This window comes from Massilia sp. PAMC28688 (genome assembly GCF_019443445.1).
GTDB lineage: Bacteria > Pseudomonadota > Gammaproteobacteria > Burkholderiales > Burkholderiaceae_D > Telluria_A.
In genome coordinates this window covers 2,550,450-2,568,793 of the sequence record NZ_CP080378.1, presented here as the reverse complement: position 1 = coordinate 2,568,793, position 18,344 = coordinate 2,550,450, and the positions used below count along the sequence as shown (strand labels likewise).

The following is an 18,344-nucleotide window of genomic DNA, read 5'->3' as shown; positions in this document are numbered from 1 at the left end:
GTCAGCGCGCCGCCGCGTCTGCGTCAACGGCGCCGCCGGCGTCGTCTTCCTCGCGCACGTCAAATTCGATCACGCGCACGTCCATCAGGGCATATTCGCCGGCGTCGGTGACCAGCATGCGCTGGCCCATCCCGTGCCCGGCCAGTTCCCCGTCTTCGATCCATTCGGTACGGCGCGCCAGCAACAGCGCATCGTCGCCGCTGGAGAGGGTGTCGACATAGCGGGTCGGCACCAGGCCCACCGTTTGCGCGCCATTGGTCCAGGTGAACGAGGCCGGCATCCAGACCGTGTCGCGCAGGTCGCTCGGAGGGTCGAACGCTATGCGGCTGATGCGCTGCATGGGAATCCAGAAGTAGCGGCCATTGATCACCGCTTCCATTACCGGTCCGAGGCGCTGGTCGGCGTCTGCCAGCCAGTTGAAGCGCTGGCCATCGATGCTGCCGGCGCAGGCGGGGGCGGCATCGAATGCCCGGGCCCGGGCATCGTCGGCACGCGCCAGGTCGCCCGCGGCGTCGGCCTTGATTGCTTCGAGCAGGAGCGCCATCCAGGCCGGCGGGGCGCCAAAAATGAGGGGCGCATGCGCCGCCTTGAAAATTTCGCCGCGCAGCGCTTCGCACTGGATCGCTTCGCGGTAGGTTTGCACCATGGGCAAGGTGGCCGGATCGAGTTCGCCCGCCACATTGAGCTGCGTGAGGGCGCGTTTCCACTGTCCCATCACGCACAGCAACTGGAACAGGAACACGCGGTGCCTGGCGTTGGCCGCATCCTTGCGCACCATGTCCTGCAGTGCGGCCAGTGCCTCGGCCAGCTTGCCTTCGCGGATAAATTGTTGTGCAGTCATGAGCGTCCCGGCCAGTGTGATTGGACGGCGCAGGCGCGCCGCCCGGCTTTACCTGATTACTTCTCTGCGTTGCCTGCGATGTCCCAGACGAATTCCTTGTCGCCGCCCTTGGCGCCGGTCTTCGACTGCGGTGCGTAGGCAAACTTCACCTTGGCGAAGTTGAGCGTGACGTTTTCCGTCAGGCGGTCTTCACCGCCGCTGCCGCCGGTCGAGAGCGACGTGACCATGACGTCTTCCATCTCGATGCTGAGGTAGGTCTTCTGGCCTTCACCGGCCTTGCGCGCCAGCAGCACCACTTTCGGGATGTGGGTGCCCTTGGCCAGCGAGATCATCAAGGCATTGCTGGACGCGTCGATGTACTTGGTGAACGACAGGTCCTGGAAGTTGGCCTTGCCGGCGCCGCCGCCGCTGCCCATGTGGGTGGTGCCGGACTGCGACATGCCCCAGCTCCAGGCCAGGACGTCGATGTCGCCCTTTGGACCTTGCACCTTGTCAGCCGATTCGCCGACGATGTTGGCGCCCATATTGATGAACATATCTAATGCCATTGTATTTCCCCTAGTGTGCCGGAACGATGCCGGCGGATGTGGATAAAATGGGCAGGCACGGATGTACCTGCCCTGACTTTGCTACAGACAGCGATGCCGGCCCCGATCAGCCCTTTGCCGAAGGCAGCTTCGACACCAGGCGCAGCGACACGGTCAGGCCTTCGAGCTGGTAGTGGGGACGCAGGTAAAACTTGGAGCTGTAATACCCTGGATTGCCTTCGACTTCCTCCAACACCACTTCGGCGGCGGCCAGCGGCTTGCGCGCCTTGGTGTTTTCGCTCGAATTGACCGGATCGCCGTCGACGTACTGGGTGATCCAGTTGGTCAGCCAGCGCTGCATCTCGTCGCGTTCCTTGAACGAGCCGATCTTGTCGCGCACGATGCACTTGAGGTAGTGGGCAAAGCGGCAGGTCGAGAACAGGTAAGGCAGGCGGGCCGCCAGGTTGGCGTTGGCCGTCGCATCCGGGTCATCGTATTCGGCCGGCTTGTGCAGCGACTGGGCGCCGATGAAGGCGGCAAAGTCGGTATTTTTCTTGTGCACCAGCGGCATGAAGCCATTGGCCGCCAGTTCCGCTTCGCGCCGGTCGGAGATGGCGATCTCGGTCGGGCACTGCATGTCGACGCCGCCGTCATCGGTCGGGAAGGAATGCACCGGCAAGCCTTCCACCGCGCCGCCGGACTCGATGCCGCGAATGCGCGAGCACCAGCCGTATTCCTTGAACGAGCGGTTGATGTTGACGGCCATGGCGTAGGCCGCATTGGCCCAGGTGTAGTTCTTGCTCTGGGCGGCCGAGGTATCTTCCTCGAAATCGAATTCCTCCACCGGGTCGGTCTTGGCGCCGTACGGCTGGCGCGCCAGGAAGCGCGGCATGGCCAGGCCCACATAGCGCGAATCCTCGGACTCGCGGAACGAGCGCCAGGCGGCGTGTTCCGGGGTCTGGAAAATCTTGGTCAGGTCGCGCGGATTGGCCAGCTCCTGCCACGATTCCATCAGCATGACCGATGGCGCGGCGGCCGAAATGAACGGCGCGTGAGCGGCGGCCGCCACCTTTGCCATCCCGGTCAGCAGTTCCACGTCCGGTGCGCTGTTGTCGAAATAGTAGTCGGCCACGATGGCGCCAAAAGGCTCGCCGCCGAACTGGCCAAACTCTTCCTCGTACATCTTCTTGAAGATCGGGCTCTGGTCCCAGGCCGTGCCCTTGAACTTCTTGAGCGTCTTGCCCAGTTCGTTCTTGGAGATGTTCATCACGCGGATCTTGAGCGTTTCATCGGTCTCGGTATTGCTGACCAGGTGGTGCAGGCCGCGCCAGGCCCCTTCCACCGACTGGAACTCGGGCGTGTGCAAGATCAGGTTGATCTGTTCGCTCAGCTTGCGGTCAAGGGCGGCAATCAGGCTTTCAATCGTGCCCAGCACGTCGCCGGAAATGAGGTTGCTGCCCTGCAGGGCCTGCTCGGCCAGGGTGCGCACGGCGTTTTCGACCGATTCCTTGGCCTTGTCCGACTGCGGCTTGAATTCTTTCTGCAGCAGGCTGCCGAAATCGCTCATCTCGAGCGTGCCGCCCGTTTGTTCAGTTTGTGCTTGTAGTTCAGCCATCGTTATTCTCCAGCAGTCAGATTATTCTTGTGGCTTGGGGGCGGAGGTGAGCGCCTGCATCAGGGCCGGCTCGGCCAGCAGCTTGGCGATCAGGTCTTCGGCGCCGGTCTTGCCGTCCATGTAGGTCATCAGGTTGGCCAGCTGGCCGCGCGCTTCGAGCAGCTTGGCCAGGGGTGCGACCTTGCGCGCAATGGCGGCCGGGGTGAAGTCATCCATGTTTTCAAACGTCATCTCGACCGACATATTGCCTTCGCCGGTGAGCGTGTTGGGCACCTGTACCGCCACGCGCGGCTTCATGGCCTTCAGGCGCTCGTCGAAATTGTCGACATCGATTTCCAGAAACTTGCGCTCGGCGACAGGGGCCAGCGGATCGGCCGGCTGGCCGCTCAGGTCGGCCATCACGCCCATCACGAATGGCAACTGGATTTTCTTTTCGGCGCCATAGACTTCGACGTCGTACTCGATCTGCACGCGCGGCGCACGGTTGCGCGCGATGAACTTCTGGCTACTCTCTTTACCCACGATTGATACCCCCACGATTGAACAACATGAATGTCGTATTGCCCGATACTGCCTGGCGAATGCTTGGCGACGGCGTGCGTCGTTGCGGTTGCTGCTTAATACTCGTCGGCCGGCGCCGAACCATCCGGTCCGCGGATGACGGCCAGCTGCGCCATGCCTTCCGGCGCCAGGTCTTCCATGATCTCGAAGAAATTCATGGGGACGAGGCGCTTGGCGCGCTCGAGCAGGATCGGAATCGGGCTCGATGGCTCGTGCCGGCTGTAGTACTGCACCAGCTTGTCGAGCATGCGCACCACGTCGTCGCGGCTGGCGATGTCGCCGCTGATGGCGGTGCGGGCCGCGCGCGCGCCGCCGTCGGCGCCGGCCGGCTCGCCCTCTGCCGCCTCGCCGCCGCCACCGGCATCTCCTCCCTGCTGCGAGCGCACCAGGAATTCGTGCCCCTTGCGCAGGGGACGGGTGAGGCTGTCGAGGTTGAGCGCCTGCGAACTGCCAACCTGGCGCACCAGGATGACTTCAATGTTGACGGTGGCAGCGAGCGCCCGCGCCAGCGCATCGACCGCTGCGGCCATCTGTTCGGGCGCCACGTCGGCGGCGGCGCGCTCGATGGAACCGATGGCCAGCTTTTCCTGCCCGGCCGCCGGCGGCACTTCGCCATTAGCCACTTCCAGCATCTTGATGCTCAGCGGCCCAAGGCCGGGCAATACCACCAGGGTGGCATCCTTGAGTTCGCGCAGCAGCGTGCCGGTGTCGGCAAGAATGGCCAGCGAATTGATGCGCAGGGTGGGGTCAAGGTCGTCGTCAGGATCGAGCTGGGGATGGATGCTGTCCCAGCGCTCTTCGAGCAGGCGCTCGATCAGGGCGATGCTGTCGGCAAAGCCCGGCATGCCGGACAGGGCCAGGTTGGCGCGCAGCAGGTGCACCGCCAGGCGCAGGTCGCGGCTGCGCTCGAGCAATTCGGTGGCCATGCGCCGCACCACCTTCCAGTCAGGGGGCACGGCCGGCGTAATGGTGTCGCCGTACTGCACTTCCGGCTTGCCGAGCGATTCCTGCTCCAGCGCGACAAAGACCGGATCGTATTCGAGATTGGGGCCACAAGGTGCTGCCGGGTCAATTTCCAGCAACAAGGCGTCAATGTCGATCACGCTCATTCACACTCCCGCGGCGAACCGCATATAAAAAACACCACCAGTTCCAGTCGGCAGCTTGCCTGATTGTTCAGGCAGGGCCGGGCCCACGAAGCATCGTGCGCCATAGCTTTTCAAATCATGTTAAGAGAAGATCTTTAACACGCTGGCCACTATAATTGAGAACAAACCAAAAAAGCACGCGAAATTTTTGGTCTCAATGCAAAGATTTGTATTGACTTTTTACGATTCCCGCCATGGATATTTCTTGCGAGTTTAGCCATGGAAAGCTCGGGAAACCTTGTCAAACAACACTTGCCCGTGTGACAGCCGCAGTGCCCGGAACCAGGTCCTGCCATTGTCTGGCAAGCTGTACAAAGTAGTTTTTTTGGTATACCTTGCCAGCGTTTGTTGCCTCAACTGGCAGACCGGCGCGGCATGCCAGCCTCGCGCCGGCCCGGTGTCCGCGGCGGGTTCACCGGCGCCGAGCCGGTTCGATTGCGCGGCCCAATTCCCATCCATTCATGAGTGCTGCAGAAGATGACCGCACCATCCTGGCCACTGGCCAGGGTGCTTCCGTGCCCGTGCCGCCAGCGGCAGCGGGCGGCAATGACAGCGTGCTGCCAAACGGCACCCGCGTGGGCGAATTTGAAATCACGGGCGTGCTGGGCATCGGCGGCTTCGGCATTGTCTACCTCGCGTACGACAGTTCGCTCGAACGCCAGGTCGCGCTCAAGGAATACATGCCGTCGTTCGCGCGGCGCGGTATTGGCGCCCACGTCAGCGTCCTGTCGTCGCAGCATGCCGACAGCCTGGAGGCGGGCCGGCGCAGCTTCATCAATGAAGCCAAGCTGCTGGCCCAGTTTGATCACCCTTCGCTGGTCAAGGTGTACCGCTTCTGGGAAGACAATGGCACGGCCTACATGGTCATGCCCTATTACCGCGGCCCCACACTCAAACAGGCGCTGCTGGCGCGCGCGGCGCCGCCGGACGAAGCCTGGCTCAAGGCCCTGCTGGCCCCGCTGCTCGATGCACTCGAACAGCTCCATGCCAGCCGCTGCTACCATCGCGATATCGCGCCCGACAACATCCTGATGCTCGAAGAGGGGCGCCCGCTGCTGCTCGATTTCGGCGCGGCGCGGCGCGCGGTAGGCGACAGCAACAACGCCTTTACCGTCATCCTCAAGCAGAACTACGCGCCGATCGAGCAGTATGCGGAAATGCCCGGCATGGGCCAGGGCCCGTGGACCGACCTGTACGCGCTGGCCTCGGTGGTTCACTTTGTAATTGACGGCAATCCCCCGCCGCCTGCCATGAGCCGCATGATGACCGATCCCTACGTGCCGCTGGCCAGCCGCCATGCCGATCGCTTCAGCAGCGGCTTCCTGGAGGCGATCGATGGCGCGCTCGCCTTCAAGCCGGCCGACCGGCCGCAAAGCGTGGCAGCCTTCAGAAGCTTGCTTGGACTGGAAGCGGGGGAGCGTACCCACATGGCGCCGCCGGCCATGCCGGCCGCCCCGGCCACACCGGCGGCGCCGGTGAGCGCGAAGCCGCAACGCACGATGATGGTGGCGGGACTTGGCCTGGCAGGCCTGGCCCTGGCGGGCCTGGCGGCCTTTCTGCTGGGCCGCGGCGATGCGCCGGGCGGGCCGTCAGAGGGTATCGCCACTGCACCGGCACCGGCCGTGGCGGCCGCAGGGACCGACCCTGCCGCCCTCGCTACCCCCGCTGCCCCTGTCACGGCGGCAGCGCCCGCGGCCGCCGACACCGCTGCCGAACCGGCCCCGTTTGATTCCGTTGCGGCCCTGGACGCCATCCTGGCCGAAGCAGAACCCGAACGCAAGGTCACGGTGGACCTGGCCAACAGCCGGGTGCGGATTGAAAAGGATTACATCAAGTTTTCCATCCATTCGACGCATGCCGGCCATGTGTATGTGCTCATGGTCGGCACCGACAGCAAGGACCCGGTCATGCTGTTCCCCAACGCCAGGGACAAGGCCAACCGCATCGGCGCCGGCCAGACCATCAGCCTGCCGCGCCCGGCCTGGCCGATCATGGCGTATGGCCCGGCAGGCATCGATCATTTTGTGGTGATGGTGTCGGACACGCCGCGCGACTTCGGGCCGTCCGGCCTGGCAGCAGGGGCGCCGTTTTCCAGCTTTCCGGTAGCGCGCATCGCCGAGCTGCAGCGCACGCACCGCGGCGCCACGCCCCTGCTGGCCGGCGTTGCCGACTGCGCCGGCACGCCGTGCGCCGGCACTTACGGCGCCGCCGCGTTTTCAATCAGGGAAGTCGTGCCCTGACTAGCAGGCGCCGGCGCCTGTCAGCGCGACAGGTTGACGATGGTGACGCGGCGGTTTTCCGGCGCTTCCGGCACTGCCTTGTTCATCAGCTCGCGGTCGCCCTTGCCGATCGCGTCCAGGCGCGCGCCATCGATCTGCATGGTGTTGACGAGGTAAGCGCGGACCGATTCGGCGCGCAGCTGCGACAGCTTCAGGTTGTTGGCCGCCAGTCCGCGCGGGTCGGCATGGCCTTCAATGGCAAAGCGGAACGGCGAGAGCTTCTCCGACGCCAGCGCCTGGCCGACCACTTCGAGCGACTGGCGCGAGCTCGCTGTCAGCGCCGCCGAATTGGGCTCGAAGGTAATCAGGAGCGATACCTTGGCCGGGGCGGCAGGCTTGGCAGCTGCCTTGTCGCGCGCCAGACCGATGCCGCGGGTGCGCACCGGCGCCTTGGGCGCCAGCGCATCGACCAGCACGCCCATTTCGGCCTGTCCTTCGCCGATCACCGGGGTTTCCTGGCCCTGTGCAGGCAGGGCGGCGGCCAGGATGCACGCTGCCAGCAGTGATGGGATCTTCATGTTCTCTTCCTTATGGCTCGATTGTTAACGACAACCGCCCCAGAGTGTTGCTGGTTTGGTCATGATCTTCGATTAAAATTTGGCATACATTAACACATCCTGTTAGACTAAATATAACAATTTCCCAAGTGGTCCCGACGTATATTGCCGATCACTGCTATACGACGATACCAAAGGAAAGTCCATGACCGCGCGCTTTTGCAACTGGGTTTTGCTGTTCGCCTGCCCCTCCCTTCTGCTGCTCGCGGGCAGCGCATCGGGCCAGGGCGGCGCCACCAGCGTGCGCGTTGAAGGCAATACCCTGCTGGCCCCGCAGACCCTGGCCGAGCTGACCTCGGCAGTATCCCAGCAACCTCCCCTGAGTGAACTGAAGGCACTGGCCGCGCGCATCCAGAATGCCTATCGCGACGCCGGTTATGGCGGCGTGGTGGCCTATGTGCCGCCCCAGGAAGCGACCAATGGCCAGATCGTGGTGCGCGTGGTCGAGGGCAAGATCGCCGTGGTGCGGGTGACCGGCAACAAGCACTTTGCCACTGCCAATATCCGCGCCGGGCTGCCGCATCTGCGCGAAGGCAGCACCCCAAGCGTGCGGGCGATCAACCGCGACATCCAGCTGACCAACAACAACCCGGCCAAGCACGTCAATGTGAGCCTGGCAGCGGGCAAGGAAGCGGGCACCATCGATGCCCAGGTGGACGTGGCCGATTCGCGCCCGGTGCAGTACCTTTTTGGCTACAACAATACCGGCACCGCGATGACGGGACGGCACCGGGTCAGCATCGGCGTCGAGCATGCCAATCTGTTTGACCGCGACCACGTGGGCACGCTGCAGCTGCAAACCTCGCCCGGTTACCCCAACCGGGTGCAAATTCTCAGTGCCGGCTACCGCGTGCCGCTGTACGCCCTGGCTGCCTCGTTCGACGCCTTTGTCGCCTATTCCACCGTCAGCAACGGCAAGACCGCTACCCCCGCCGGCCCGCTGTCGTTTACCGGCAAGGGCACCATCGTCGGCCTGCGCGCCAATCGCCACCTGGAACGGCGCGGCGATTACGACCACCACGTCACGCTCGGGCTGGACTGGCGCGCCTACAAGGATGACTGCTCCATCGGCGACTTTGGCGCCGCCGCCTGCGGCTCGGCCGCGGTGGACGTGACGACAGTGCCGCTGACGCTGTCGTACACCGGCCAGCAAGGGGGCGCCGCCCTCAACTACGGCTATAACGCTTCGCTGGCCAGCAACATCGCCGGCAGTTCGCAGGCAACCTTCGAGGCGGCCCGGCCGGGCGCGCAGCGGCGCTACCTGCTCTCGCGCCTGTCCGGGTTTGTCGACAGGCCGCTTGGCGCCGGGAGCGGCATCAACCTGCGCGCGGAAGCGCAAATGAGCGCCGATCCGCTGATCTCGGCTGAAAAATTCGGCATCGGCGGCGCCAACAGCGTACGCGGCTACGCCGAGCGGGAACTGGCCGGCGACGCCGGCCTGCTGCTGCGCCTCGAACTCGCCGTGCCTGCCCGCGAGTGGCAACAGGGTGTGCGCCTGCGCCCTTACCTGTTTCTCGACCATGGCCTGGTCAGGAACCATGGCGACATGCCGTGCAGCGGCCTGCAGCGCACCTGCGAGCTGACCGGAACCGGCGTGGGCGTGCGCCTGAGCGCGCAAAAGCTGGCCAGCGCCAGCCTCGATATCGGGCGTGCCATGAAGCGCGGCCCCACTTCCGAACCCGGCGACATCCGCGCCCACGCCGCGCTCAACCTGGTGTTTTAAGTCCCGCCACTTTGCCATCGATCCCCGAGGATCCCGCCATGAAATTGCCAAGCCAACACCGTCCCCACTCGTCGCCACGCCGCACCCGCCATGCGCGCCGTGCGCTGGTGGCCTCGCTCATTGCCGCCTTCGGTGGCGCCGCGGCGCCCGCGTGGGCGCAACTGCCCACCGGCCTGCAGGTCGTCAGCGGCACGGCGCCGGCGGTGATCGATGGATCGCAGCTGACCATCACCAATTCGCCCAACGCAGTGCTGAACTGGGAAAGCTTTTCGATCGGCGCCAACAATGGCGTGCGCTTCGAGCAGGAAAGCGCATCGAGCAAGGTGCTCAACCGCGTGGTCGGCAATGATCCCTCCAGCATCCTGGGCAGCCTGACCTCGAATGGCGAAGTGTGGCTGGTCAATCCGCACGGCGTGCTGTTCGGCAGCAGCGCCCGGGTCGATGTGGGCGCCATGGTGGCATCGACGCTGGGCATTGCCAACGAAGACTTCATCAACAACCGCTTTTCGTTTGCCACCAGCGGGTCCTCCGCGGGCCAGGTGCTCAACCGGGGCACCATCACGACCAGCTTTGGCGGGCGCCTCTGGCTGCTTGGCGACGCGGTGCGCAACGAAGGCGCCATCGAGAGCGAGACGGGCAAGATCGTGCTGGCTGCCGGCAAGAGCATTGAGCTGGTCGACTCGGGCGCGCCGAATGTCACGGTGCGGGTCAGCGCGCCGGAAAACACGACGGTGAACCTGGGCTCGCTGCTGGCCCCGGAAGGGGGCAGCATTGACCTGCATGGCGCCAGCGTCAACCAGGATGGCATTGTGCGTGCCGACAGCATGGACTACGACAATGTCGGGCGCATCGTGATCCGGGCCAGTGGCGACATCGGGCTGGGAGCGGGCAGCCAGACCAGCGTCAATTCGACCACCTACCTGGGCGGCAGGCTGCTGGTCGACTCGCGCGACGGCACCACCACGGTGGCGGGAACGGTGAGCGCGGACAACAGCGGTGACATTGGCGGCTCCGTCCATCTCCTGGGACAGCAGGTAAACATCGACAGTACGGCTGGGATCAGCGCCAACGGCTGGACCGGGGGCGAAGTGCTGGTGGGCGGCAGCGCCGGCGGTGCCGACGCCGCCATCCACCACGCGCTCAACACCTACATTGCGCCATCGGCCAGCATCAGCGCCAGCGCCACCGACATGAACGGCAATGGCGGCACGATCGTCGTATGGTCCGGCGGCAGCACGCGCGTCTTCGGCACCCTCGAAGCCAGGGGCGGCCTGGAGACCGGTGACGGTGGCGTGATCGAAACCTCCGGCCTCGTCCTCGAGGGCAATCCCCTGGTCGATGTCACGCGCGGCGGCGGCCGGCCAGGCAGCTGGCTGCTTGGCGCCGGCGGCATCACGGCCCGCAGCAACGGGAGCGGGAACAGCGACCCGGCACCCTTCATCGCTACCGAGGCGCTCTCGTATGCGCTGGCACGCGGCGCGGGCGTGACGCTGCGGGCCGGCGGGCATGGCAGCGGAGTCCAATCGGGCAATATTGTGCTGGGATCGGAAGTGGCCAACATCAGCCAGGGGAGCTTCAGGGCGGACTCCGGGGCCTCGCTGAACCTGGAAGCGCACAATGACATCACCGTCAATGCGGGCGCCGGAATGACGGTTGACACCTCCGCCATCCGGGTCAGCCTGACCGCCGACAGCGATGGCGACGGCGCCGGCGGCATCAATCTGCGCGAGGGTGCGCGCTTCATCACGCGCGGCGGCTACCTGCTGCTGGGCGGCGGGGCCGGCGAATATGGCAGCGCCCAGCACATCACGATCGCCGGCAGCACCCTCAATACGGCAGGCGGCATGCTTGCCATGACCGCCGGCAGCGTCGACCTGTCGGGCGCGAGCACGGTTGATGGCGGCGACATCGCCTTCGAGGCCGACAGCGTCCGGCTTGACAATGCGGTGGTGCGCGCCGATTCGTCGGAAGGCCTCAGCATGATCTCGATCAGCGCCGCTGCAGTGGCACTGAATGCCGCCAGCCTGGACGCCACCGACTATGTCAATGTACTGGCGCCCACCAGTTTCGCGCTCAACAACAGCACGATTTCAGCCGGCGCCGAAGGTGGCGCGCTCGACATGTCCACCGGCAGCCTGACATCGACCGGCAGCATGCTGGCCACGCCCAATGGCTACTGGGTCATGCGCCTGGCTGCCGGCCAGACGGCCTTCCCCGCCAGCGCCCTGGAGCAGCTCGGCTACACCTACGTGCAGGTGGGCGCGGGCGTCGACGCCACCCCGCTGCGCTCGGGTATCGGCCAGCATGGCGTGCTGATGGCCGATGCGGTCCACGCTCAGGTCAGGGTCGATGCTTCGCGCGAGTATGACGGCACCAGCGCCGCATCGTTCTCGCGGTGGGTCGGGCAAAGCGGTTTGCCCGAAGGGCTTGTGCTCAGTCCTGACCACGGCAATGTCGTGATGGAGACCAGCTTCCAGGACAAGAACGCCGGCGTCGACAAGGCCATCGTGTATGACTACGATAGCCCGGCCTTCGCCGTGGTGACCGCCATCGACCTGCCCGTGTTCGGGGTGACGCAATCATATGTTGCCGACATCACCCGCAAAGCCCTCAGTGCCCAGCTGGTGGCGGCCAACAAGACGTACGACGCCACCCGCACCGCCTCGCTGTCCGGTTCGCTGTCCGGCATGATCGACGGCGACAGCGTGGCTTTGGGCAGCGCCAGCGGCCTGTTCGACAGCAAGCACGTGGGGCTTGGCAAGACCGTGACATTTTCCAGCGCCACCCTGACCGGCGCCGATGCCGCCAACTACACGCTCACCGGCGCCGCCGCCATGCAGGCCGACATTACGCCGCGGCCGATGGGCGCGAACGGCCTGAGCGCGGCAAACAAGGTCTATGACGGCAGCCGCAGCGCGGCGCTGTCGGGCGCGCTGGCCGATGTCCTGGGCGGCGACACGGTATGGCTCGATGGCGCCACCGGCCTGTTCGACAGCAAGGACGTGGGCGCGGCAAGGCCCGTCACGATCACCGGCACGCTGGCCGGCGCCGATGCAGGCAATTACGCGCTCGCGCCCTCGCTCGTGGTCAACGCCGACATTACCCACCGGCCGCTGGCCATCGCCATTGCCGGCGAAGTGCGCAAGGAGTATGACGCCACACTGCTCGCCAGCGTGGGCGCCGGCCAGTTCCGCCTTGACGGCGTACTGGCCGGGGAAAGCCTCTCCGTTACCGGCCCGGCCCAGGGCAGTTTCGACTCGCGCCATGCCGGGCAGTTCAAGCAGGTCACGGCCACCGGCACCTTCACCATCGACGGCGCACAGGCATCGAACTACCGCATCGGTGACGTTTATCTTGGCGCCTCATCCAACCTCGTCACCGCCAGCGCCAGCGGCAATGTCGGCACCATCACGCCCAGGCCGGTCAGCGCCACCGTCACGGCGGCCAACAAGGTCTACGATGCCACCCGCGCCGCCACGCTGACAGGGTCCCTGTCGGGCGTGCTTGGCGGGGATATGGTCAGCTTCAGCGGCGCGACCGGCCTGTTCGACACCAAACACGCCGGCAGTGCCAAGACCGTGACGATTGCGGGCGCCACCCTGAGCGGGGCCGACGCGGGCAACTACACGCTGGCCAGCCCGGCCACCACCCATGCCGACATCACACCGCGCGCGGTCGGCGTCAACCTGAGCGTCGCTGCCAGGGTATATGACGGCAGCCGCGATGCCGCGCTCTCGGCGTCGCTGGCAGATGCGCTGGCCGGCGACCTGCTGGCGCTCGAAGGCGTAAGCGGCCAGTTCGACACCAGGGATGCGGGCCTGTCCAAGAACGTGACGGTGAGCGGCGGTACCCTGACCGGGGCGGACGCGGCCAACTACGTACTGTCCATGCCGGCTGCCACCAGCGGCGACGTGATGCACCGGCCGCTGGAGATCGGCCTCACCGGCAGCGTCAGCAAGGAGTATGACGCGACGACCGACGCCACGCTGGCGCCCGGCCAGTTCCTGCTCGGCGGCCTGGTCGCCGGCGACCGCGTCACCGTGGCCGGCCCCAGCGCGGGCAGCTTCGACTCGGCCAACGTGGGACAGCAAAAGCAGGTCAGCGTGAGCGGCAGTTTTGACATTGGCGGCGCGGATGCAGCGAACTACCGGGTCGGCAACGTCATCCTGAGCAATGCGTCCACCCTGGTCAGCGCCAGCGCGCGTGGCAACGTGGGCACCATCACGCCTGCCACCCTGCTCTACCAGGCCACCCCGGCCGAGCGCAGCGCCGGCACCACCCCGGGCGGCTTCACCGGCACCGTCACGGGCTGGAAGGGAAGCGACCAACTGGCCGGCGCGGCCAGCGGTACCCTGGCGTGGACCAGCCCGGCCACAGCGTCCTCGGCGCCAGGCAGCTACGCGATCGAGGGCAGTGGCCTGGTCGCGGCGAACTACGTGTTTGCCCAGCACCCGGCCAACGCCAGCGCCTTGCAGATCCGGTTCGACGGGCTTGCAGCGGGCTTGCCCGAGACGGCCGCCGGCAGCAGCGCCCAGGCTTCGCAGCAGGCGGTGCAGGCGGCACTGCCGGTGGCGCTCGCGCCCCAGCAGGCGGCAGCTGTCAGCGGCGCCGTGACGGGCCTTGGCACCGGCGCGCCGCAGGTGGCGGTGGCGATCACCACATCAAGCGCAGCCGTGGCGGCAAACAGCTTCAGCCCCGTCGCCATCGGCGCGATGAACCACAATGAGCTGGCGCACCTGATTGACCGGCGCAAGGATTTCAAGAAAAAGCTGTTTGCCGACGCCATCTACAAGCTCGACATCGACCCCAGGCTGGCCGATGTTCAGCCGTGCACCACCATTGTCGAAGCCAGTTCCGGAGCCTGCCTGATTACCCGCGCCCAGCTCGACGAAATCCACCAGGCCAAGGCGCACACCCAGGCCGATGTGAAAAGCACGCGCCCGAAGATGGCCAGTGTGCCCCAGATCGAACGCAAGATTGCCGTGCTGTTCGGGATTAACGACTACACGGACAAGCAAATCCCCAAACTGGAAAACGCGATTCCCGACGTCGATGCAGTCGCGCGCCAGCTCGCCGACAAGCTCGGCTACGAAGTGACGGTCGTGCGCAATCCCGTCAAGGCCGACATCATCCGCACCCTGAACGCGCTGTCGACCCGGGTCGATCCGTCCGACAGTGTCGTCATCTACTACGCCGGCCACGGCTATTCGCTGGAAAAAAATGGCGCGGGCTACTGGCTGGCGGCGGACGCCAATGTCAACGAACCGGCCAGCTGGGTATCGAACAGCGACATTGCCCAGCTCCTGACGGGCATCCGTTCGCGCCAGATGTCGCTCATTTCCGACAGCTGCTACTCGGGCGGGTTCGCGCGCGAAGGCATGGACGCCGTCGGCCAGGATGTGAAGGTCGAGGAAGTGCTGGCCAAGCGTTCGGTGGTGGTGCTCTCCTCGGGCGGCGACGAGCCGGTGGCTGACGAAGGCAAGGGAGGCCACTCCATCTTTGCGTGGCACCTGATGCAGGTGGTGGGCACCATCGCCGACTGGAAGCCCGGCAGCAAGATCTTTACGGAAGTGCAGTCGCGCGTGAAAAAGGACTTCCCTCAAACCCCGAAGTATGGCTCCGTGTCGGCAGCAGGACACCAGCCGGGCGGCGACTTCCTGTTTGAGATGCGTACCAACTAGGGGCCCATCGCCTTGCGCCCGGCAGGGGAATCGTGTTCGCCGCGCCTGGCCGTTGCGGTTGTATCCGGCGGTAGCGGATGGCCGCCACTTCCCCTTCTCGCGGCAGCGGCCAGGGCGTCGATCTTGTCACCGGTCAGACTGCGCAGAAAGGCGCTCAGGTCGGCTTTTTCCTGCTCACCGAGCTGCAAGGGCCGCAGCAGCGGGTCGCGCGCCGGATTGTCTATCCCGCCGCGCTGGTAGAACGCCACCACGTCTTCCAGCGAGGCCAGTGAACCGTCGTGCATATAGGGCGCCGTCAGCGCCACGTTGCGCAGGCCAGGAGTGCGGTAGGCGTAGCGGTGGGCCGGCAGGCGCGTGACTTCGTAGCGCCCCAGGTCCGCCTGCAGCGGCTCGCTGACACTGGCCAGCGACTGCGCCGTCACCTCAATGTCGATACCGGCGGCCAGGCGTACCCGGTGGCTGCCCGCGCGCGGGCCGAGGCCGACCCCGGTATTGTGGAAGCGCCCGTCGGTAAACAGAGCGTGCTGCTTCCCGATCGCATGGCAGGCCACGCAACGCCCCTTGCCGGTAAAGATCTTGAAGCCGGCCTGCTCCTGCGGCGTGAGGGCATGGGCCTGCTTGCCGTAATGCCAGCGGTCAAAGCGGGAATTGCCCGCCACCAGTGTGCGCTGGTAACTGGCCAGGGCCAGCCCGACCGTGCGGCGGTCCGCCTGCGCCCCGTCGAAGGCAGCCTCGAACAGGCCGTCGTAGTCCGGCATCCGGCGCAGCTTGTCGATCAGCCCGGAGGAATCGGGATTGCCCATCTCGATGGGATTGAGCAGCGGATCCCAGGCTTGCAGGTGCAGGGACTCGGCGCGTCCATCATGAAACAGCGGCTGCACATAGGCCACGTTGAGCAGGGTGGGCGCATTGCGCCGCAGCGTGCGTCCTTCCAGACCCAGCGCCGTGCCCAGTTGCGTGGCCGTAAAGCCTTGCTCCGGGATGTGGCACATGGCACAGGACATGGTGTTGTTGTGCGACAGCCGCCGGTCCATGAACAGCTTGCGGCCCAGTTCCACCGCGGCCGCGGTATCGGCGCCGCGCGGGGCCGGCGGCAGCGCTGGCAAGCCCAGCGCCGGGCCAGGCATGATCGCCGGCGGTGGCTGGCAGGCGCCCAGCAGCGCCAGCTGCACCACCAGGCAAACGGGCAGCAGCGCTTTCATCGGCGCGCGGCAGGCCGCTCGCGCAGCAGCGTCCTGATATCGCCCAGCAAAATCGTGGGATGGAGGAAGGACGTACTGTAGATTTCACGCACGCTCCCCCTGCTGTCAAGCAGATACACCTTGAGCATGTGCTGCAGCACCGGCACCCGGGCGCCGTCCGGCTGGTCGGCGGCAACGCTCACATCCTGCCCGAAGCCGTCCAGCATGGGCGCCAGTTCGGCGCCGGACCGGGTGGTCAGGAAGTGCCAGCGCAGGCCGCGCCGGTCGCGCAGTTCGCTGTCGCCATAGCGGCGCATGATGTCGGGCGTATCGTTGCGGGGATCAAAACTCATGCTCACGAAGCGCACCTTGTCGTGCAGGCTGCGGTCCGCTTCAATGGTCTTCTTGAGGCTGTGCAGCGTTTCATACGCCAGCGGGCAGCCCCTGGCATCGGTGCAGTATGTGTAGATAAAGGAAAACACAGTGATCTTGCCGCGCGTGAAATGGGCGAGCCGATGGGCGCGACCGTCGCTGTCGAGCACATTGCCGTCCGGCGCCTGCATGATGCGGTGCAGCTGGTAAGAGCCCGGTGGCGGCGGCACAAAGCCCAGCGGCGGCAACGCCGTGGCACTGGCCACGGCGGGCAGCGCCAGCGCCGCCAGCAAGGTGGCGCGGCGCGCAAGGTCGATCACGGTCATCTTGGTCCCTTCCAGTGGCCGCCGACATGACGGCCGCCTGCGCATGCTAGCGTGAAGCCAGTGCTGCCGGTTTGATAGCGGCCACGGCTGCCGCCCTGGCACCAAACTTCATGTGGTGGGCGCGGCCCAATTTGAGCTTGTAGAAGTCGATCTTCCACGCCTCCTTGAGCTCCTTGCCATCCCAGGCAAACAGCTTGAGGAACTGTTCATCGTCCGCGCCCTTCTTGTCCCAGTTGGCCAGCAGCGAGCTGGTGATGTAGATGCGCTTTCCATCCCAGCTCTGCGACACCATATTGACCTGGGAACCGGTCTGTTTGGCATACGTCTGGCGGGGCGCTTCGGGATTGCTCAGGTCGAAGTAGCGCGTGGTCCCATCCATGAAGGTATTGACCCACAAGCCCTTGCCGTCGGCCGTAATGGAAATGTCGACCGGCAGCGGAATCTTGGCCGGGTCGCCAATGGTGGCCACATCCTTTGCTTGCCACTCGCCCTTGGCATCCTTCTTGACCAGCCACAGCTTGGATGTGAGTGCACTGGCCGTGATGGCCCAGTCGTCGCCCTGCTTGAGCGACCAGCGGATTTCCAGCGGCGCCCCGGGGACTGAAAAAATCTTTTGCGGCTGCATGGCCTTCAGGTTCCACAAGACCATGGTGCTGCCGAAATTCTTCATGGCGGCCGGGTCCTTGATCATCTTGCCCATGTCCATCATGTAATTGTTCCAGCCAGTAAAGCTCGACGTGAGCATCACATTCTTGCCGGGATTGATGGCAATGTCGTAGCCATAGCCATCGCCACCGTTGGTGGTGGGCATGTCGTGCTTGCTGACGAACTCACCCTTGTTGTTGTACATCGCCATGCCGGTCACCCCGCCGTGGTCGCGGGTGTTGGACAGGGCGCCAATGAGCATGCGGCCGGGCATGGCGTAAAAGGTGTGGGGCCCCACCAGGCCGCTCCTGGGGGCGAAATCGGTGATGGTGCGCACCAGCCTGGGCTTGGCCGGATTGCTGTGGATATCGAACACGTAAATCTTGTTGTCGTCCAGGCCGCCTGCCCACAGGAAGCGCCGGTCATCGGTAAAGCCCATGTGATGGGCTTCGCCGCGCGCCCCCACCGACACGTGCCCCACCACCTTGCCATAGTTTTTTGATGCGGGATTGACGTCCACCGTGACCAGCTTGTCAAAGCCGTCGCCCATGCCCTTGACGCCCAGCGTCCAGACATGCACGAAGTCTTCCTGCCCCTTGATGAGGCCGGACATGTACGGGGAATTGCAGGTTTCATCGGCCATGGCAAACGGACTGGCCAGCAACGCCGACATGACGAGGGCGGCGGGAACATGGAACATACGGTGGACGGGCATGGCGTTGTCTCCAGAAGATTGGGCGTGGTGGTCGGACGCTCTTGTGCAGCTGGTGCAGCCTGGCGCATCCCTACATTACGCCAGGCCTTGAAGGAATGTAGCGTATCGGCCCGGCGCTGGAAAGCGTGGTATTTACAAGCGCCGCAGATCGACGAAATGGTGGTAAAAACGCC

Annotated in this window: 12 protein-coding genes; 3 read left to right on the top strand and 9 right to left on the bottom strand. The window is 65.4% G+C overall.

The window, feature by feature from the left end:
* Position 1: 1 nt before the first annotated feature.
* From KY495_RS11555 to tssA, 5 genes are all read right to left on the bottom strand, one after another.
* Positions 2-841: a type VI secretion system accessory protein TagJ gene (locus tag KY495_RS11555; RefSeq protein ID WP_219883783.1), complete on the bottom strand. Its 840-nt coding sequence runs from the start codon at positions 839-841 to the stop codon at positions 2-4.
* 56 nt (positions 842-897) lie between these two features.
* Complete coding sequence (locus KY495_RS11550) at positions 898-1,389, bottom strand: type VI secretion system tube protein Hcp (RefSeq protein WP_219883781.1); 492 nt, start codon at positions 1,387-1,389, stop codon at positions 898-900.
* A gap of 106 nt (positions 1,390-1,495) precedes the next feature.
* Positions 1,496-2,983 carry a type VI secretion system contractile sheath large subunit gene (gene tssC, locus KY495_RS11545; RefSeq protein WP_219883780.1) on the bottom strand — a complete coding sequence of 496 codons (1,488 nt, stop codon included), beginning with the start codon at positions 2,981-2,983 and terminating at the stop codon, positions 1,496-1,498.
* A gap of 21 nt (positions 2,984-3,004) precedes the next feature.
* Complete coding sequence (gene tssB, locus KY495_RS11540) at positions 3,005-3,505, bottom strand: type VI secretion system contractile sheath small subunit (protein WP_219883778.1); 501 nt, start codon at positions 3,503-3,505, stop codon at positions 3,005-3,007.
* 95 nt (positions 3,506-3,600) lie between these two features.
* The gene (tssA, locus tag KY495_RS11535; RefSeq protein ID WP_219883776.1) at positions 3,601-4,653 is read right to left on the bottom strand and encodes a type VI secretion system protein TssA; all 1,053 of its coding nucleotides are present in this window, start codon (positions 4,651-4,653) and stop codon (positions 3,601-3,603) included.
* 500 nt (positions 4,654-5,153) lie between these two features.
* On the opposite strand from tssA, the gene KY495_RS11530 reads away from it, so the two are divergent.
* A complete protein-coding gene (locus KY495_RS11530; RefSeq protein ID WP_219883773.1) occupies positions 5,154-6,932 on the top strand; it encodes a serine/threonine-protein kinase in 1,779 nt (592 codons plus the stop codon).
* Positions 6,933-6,952: 20 nt separating this feature from the next.
* On the opposite strand, the gene KY495_RS11525 is transcribed toward KY495_RS11530, so the two are convergent.
* A complete protein-coding gene (locus KY495_RS11525) occupies positions 6,953-7,489 on the bottom strand; it encodes an OmpA family protein (RefSeq protein WP_219883771.1) in 537 nt (178 codons plus the stop codon).
* A gap of 184 nt (positions 7,490-7,673) precedes the next feature.
* Here KY495_RS11525 and KY495_RS11520 point away from each other — a divergent pair, with 184 nt between their 5' ends.
* Together KY495_RS11520 and KY495_RS11515 are read left to right on the top strand one after the other, a co-directional pair.
* Positions 7,674-9,251: a ShlB/FhaC/HecB family hemolysin secretion/activation protein gene (locus KY495_RS11520; protein WP_219883770.1), complete on the top strand. Its 1,578-nt coding sequence runs from the start codon at positions 7,674-7,676 to the stop codon at positions 9,249-9,251.
* Between the two features lie 38 nt (positions 9,252-9,289).
* Complete coding sequence (locus tag KY495_RS11515; RefSeq protein ID WP_219883768.1) at positions 9,290-14,932, top strand: YDG domain-containing protein; 5,643 nt, start codon at positions 9,290-9,292, stop codon at positions 14,930-14,932.
* On the opposite strand, the gene KY495_RS11510 is transcribed toward KY495_RS11515, so the two are convergent.
* The 3 genes from KY495_RS11510 to KY495_RS11500 are packed head-to-tail and all read right to left on the bottom strand — an operon-like array spanning position 14,929 to position 18,171.
* A complete protein-coding gene (locus KY495_RS11510) occupies positions 14,929-16,134 on the bottom strand; it encodes a cytochrome-c peroxidase (RefSeq protein ID WP_219883766.1) in 1,206 nt (401 codons plus the stop codon). The genes KY495_RS11515 and KY495_RS11510 overlap by 4 nt on opposite strands.
* On the bottom strand, positions 16,131-16,811 hold the full coding sequence (locus KY495_RS11505) for an SCO family protein (protein WP_219883764.1): 681 nt from the start codon (positions 16,809-16,811) through the stop codon (positions 16,131-16,133). The genes KY495_RS11510 and KY495_RS11505 overlap by 4 nt, the downstream gene beginning before the upstream one ends.
* A 46-nt stretch (positions 16,812-16,857) precedes the next feature.
* Positions 16,858-18,171: a selenium-binding protein SBP56-related protein gene (locus KY495_RS11500; RefSeq protein WP_307728279.1), complete on the bottom strand. Its 1,314-nt coding sequence runs from the start codon at positions 18,169-18,171 to the stop codon at positions 16,858-16,860.
* Positions 18,172-18,344 lie beyond the last annotated feature (173 nt).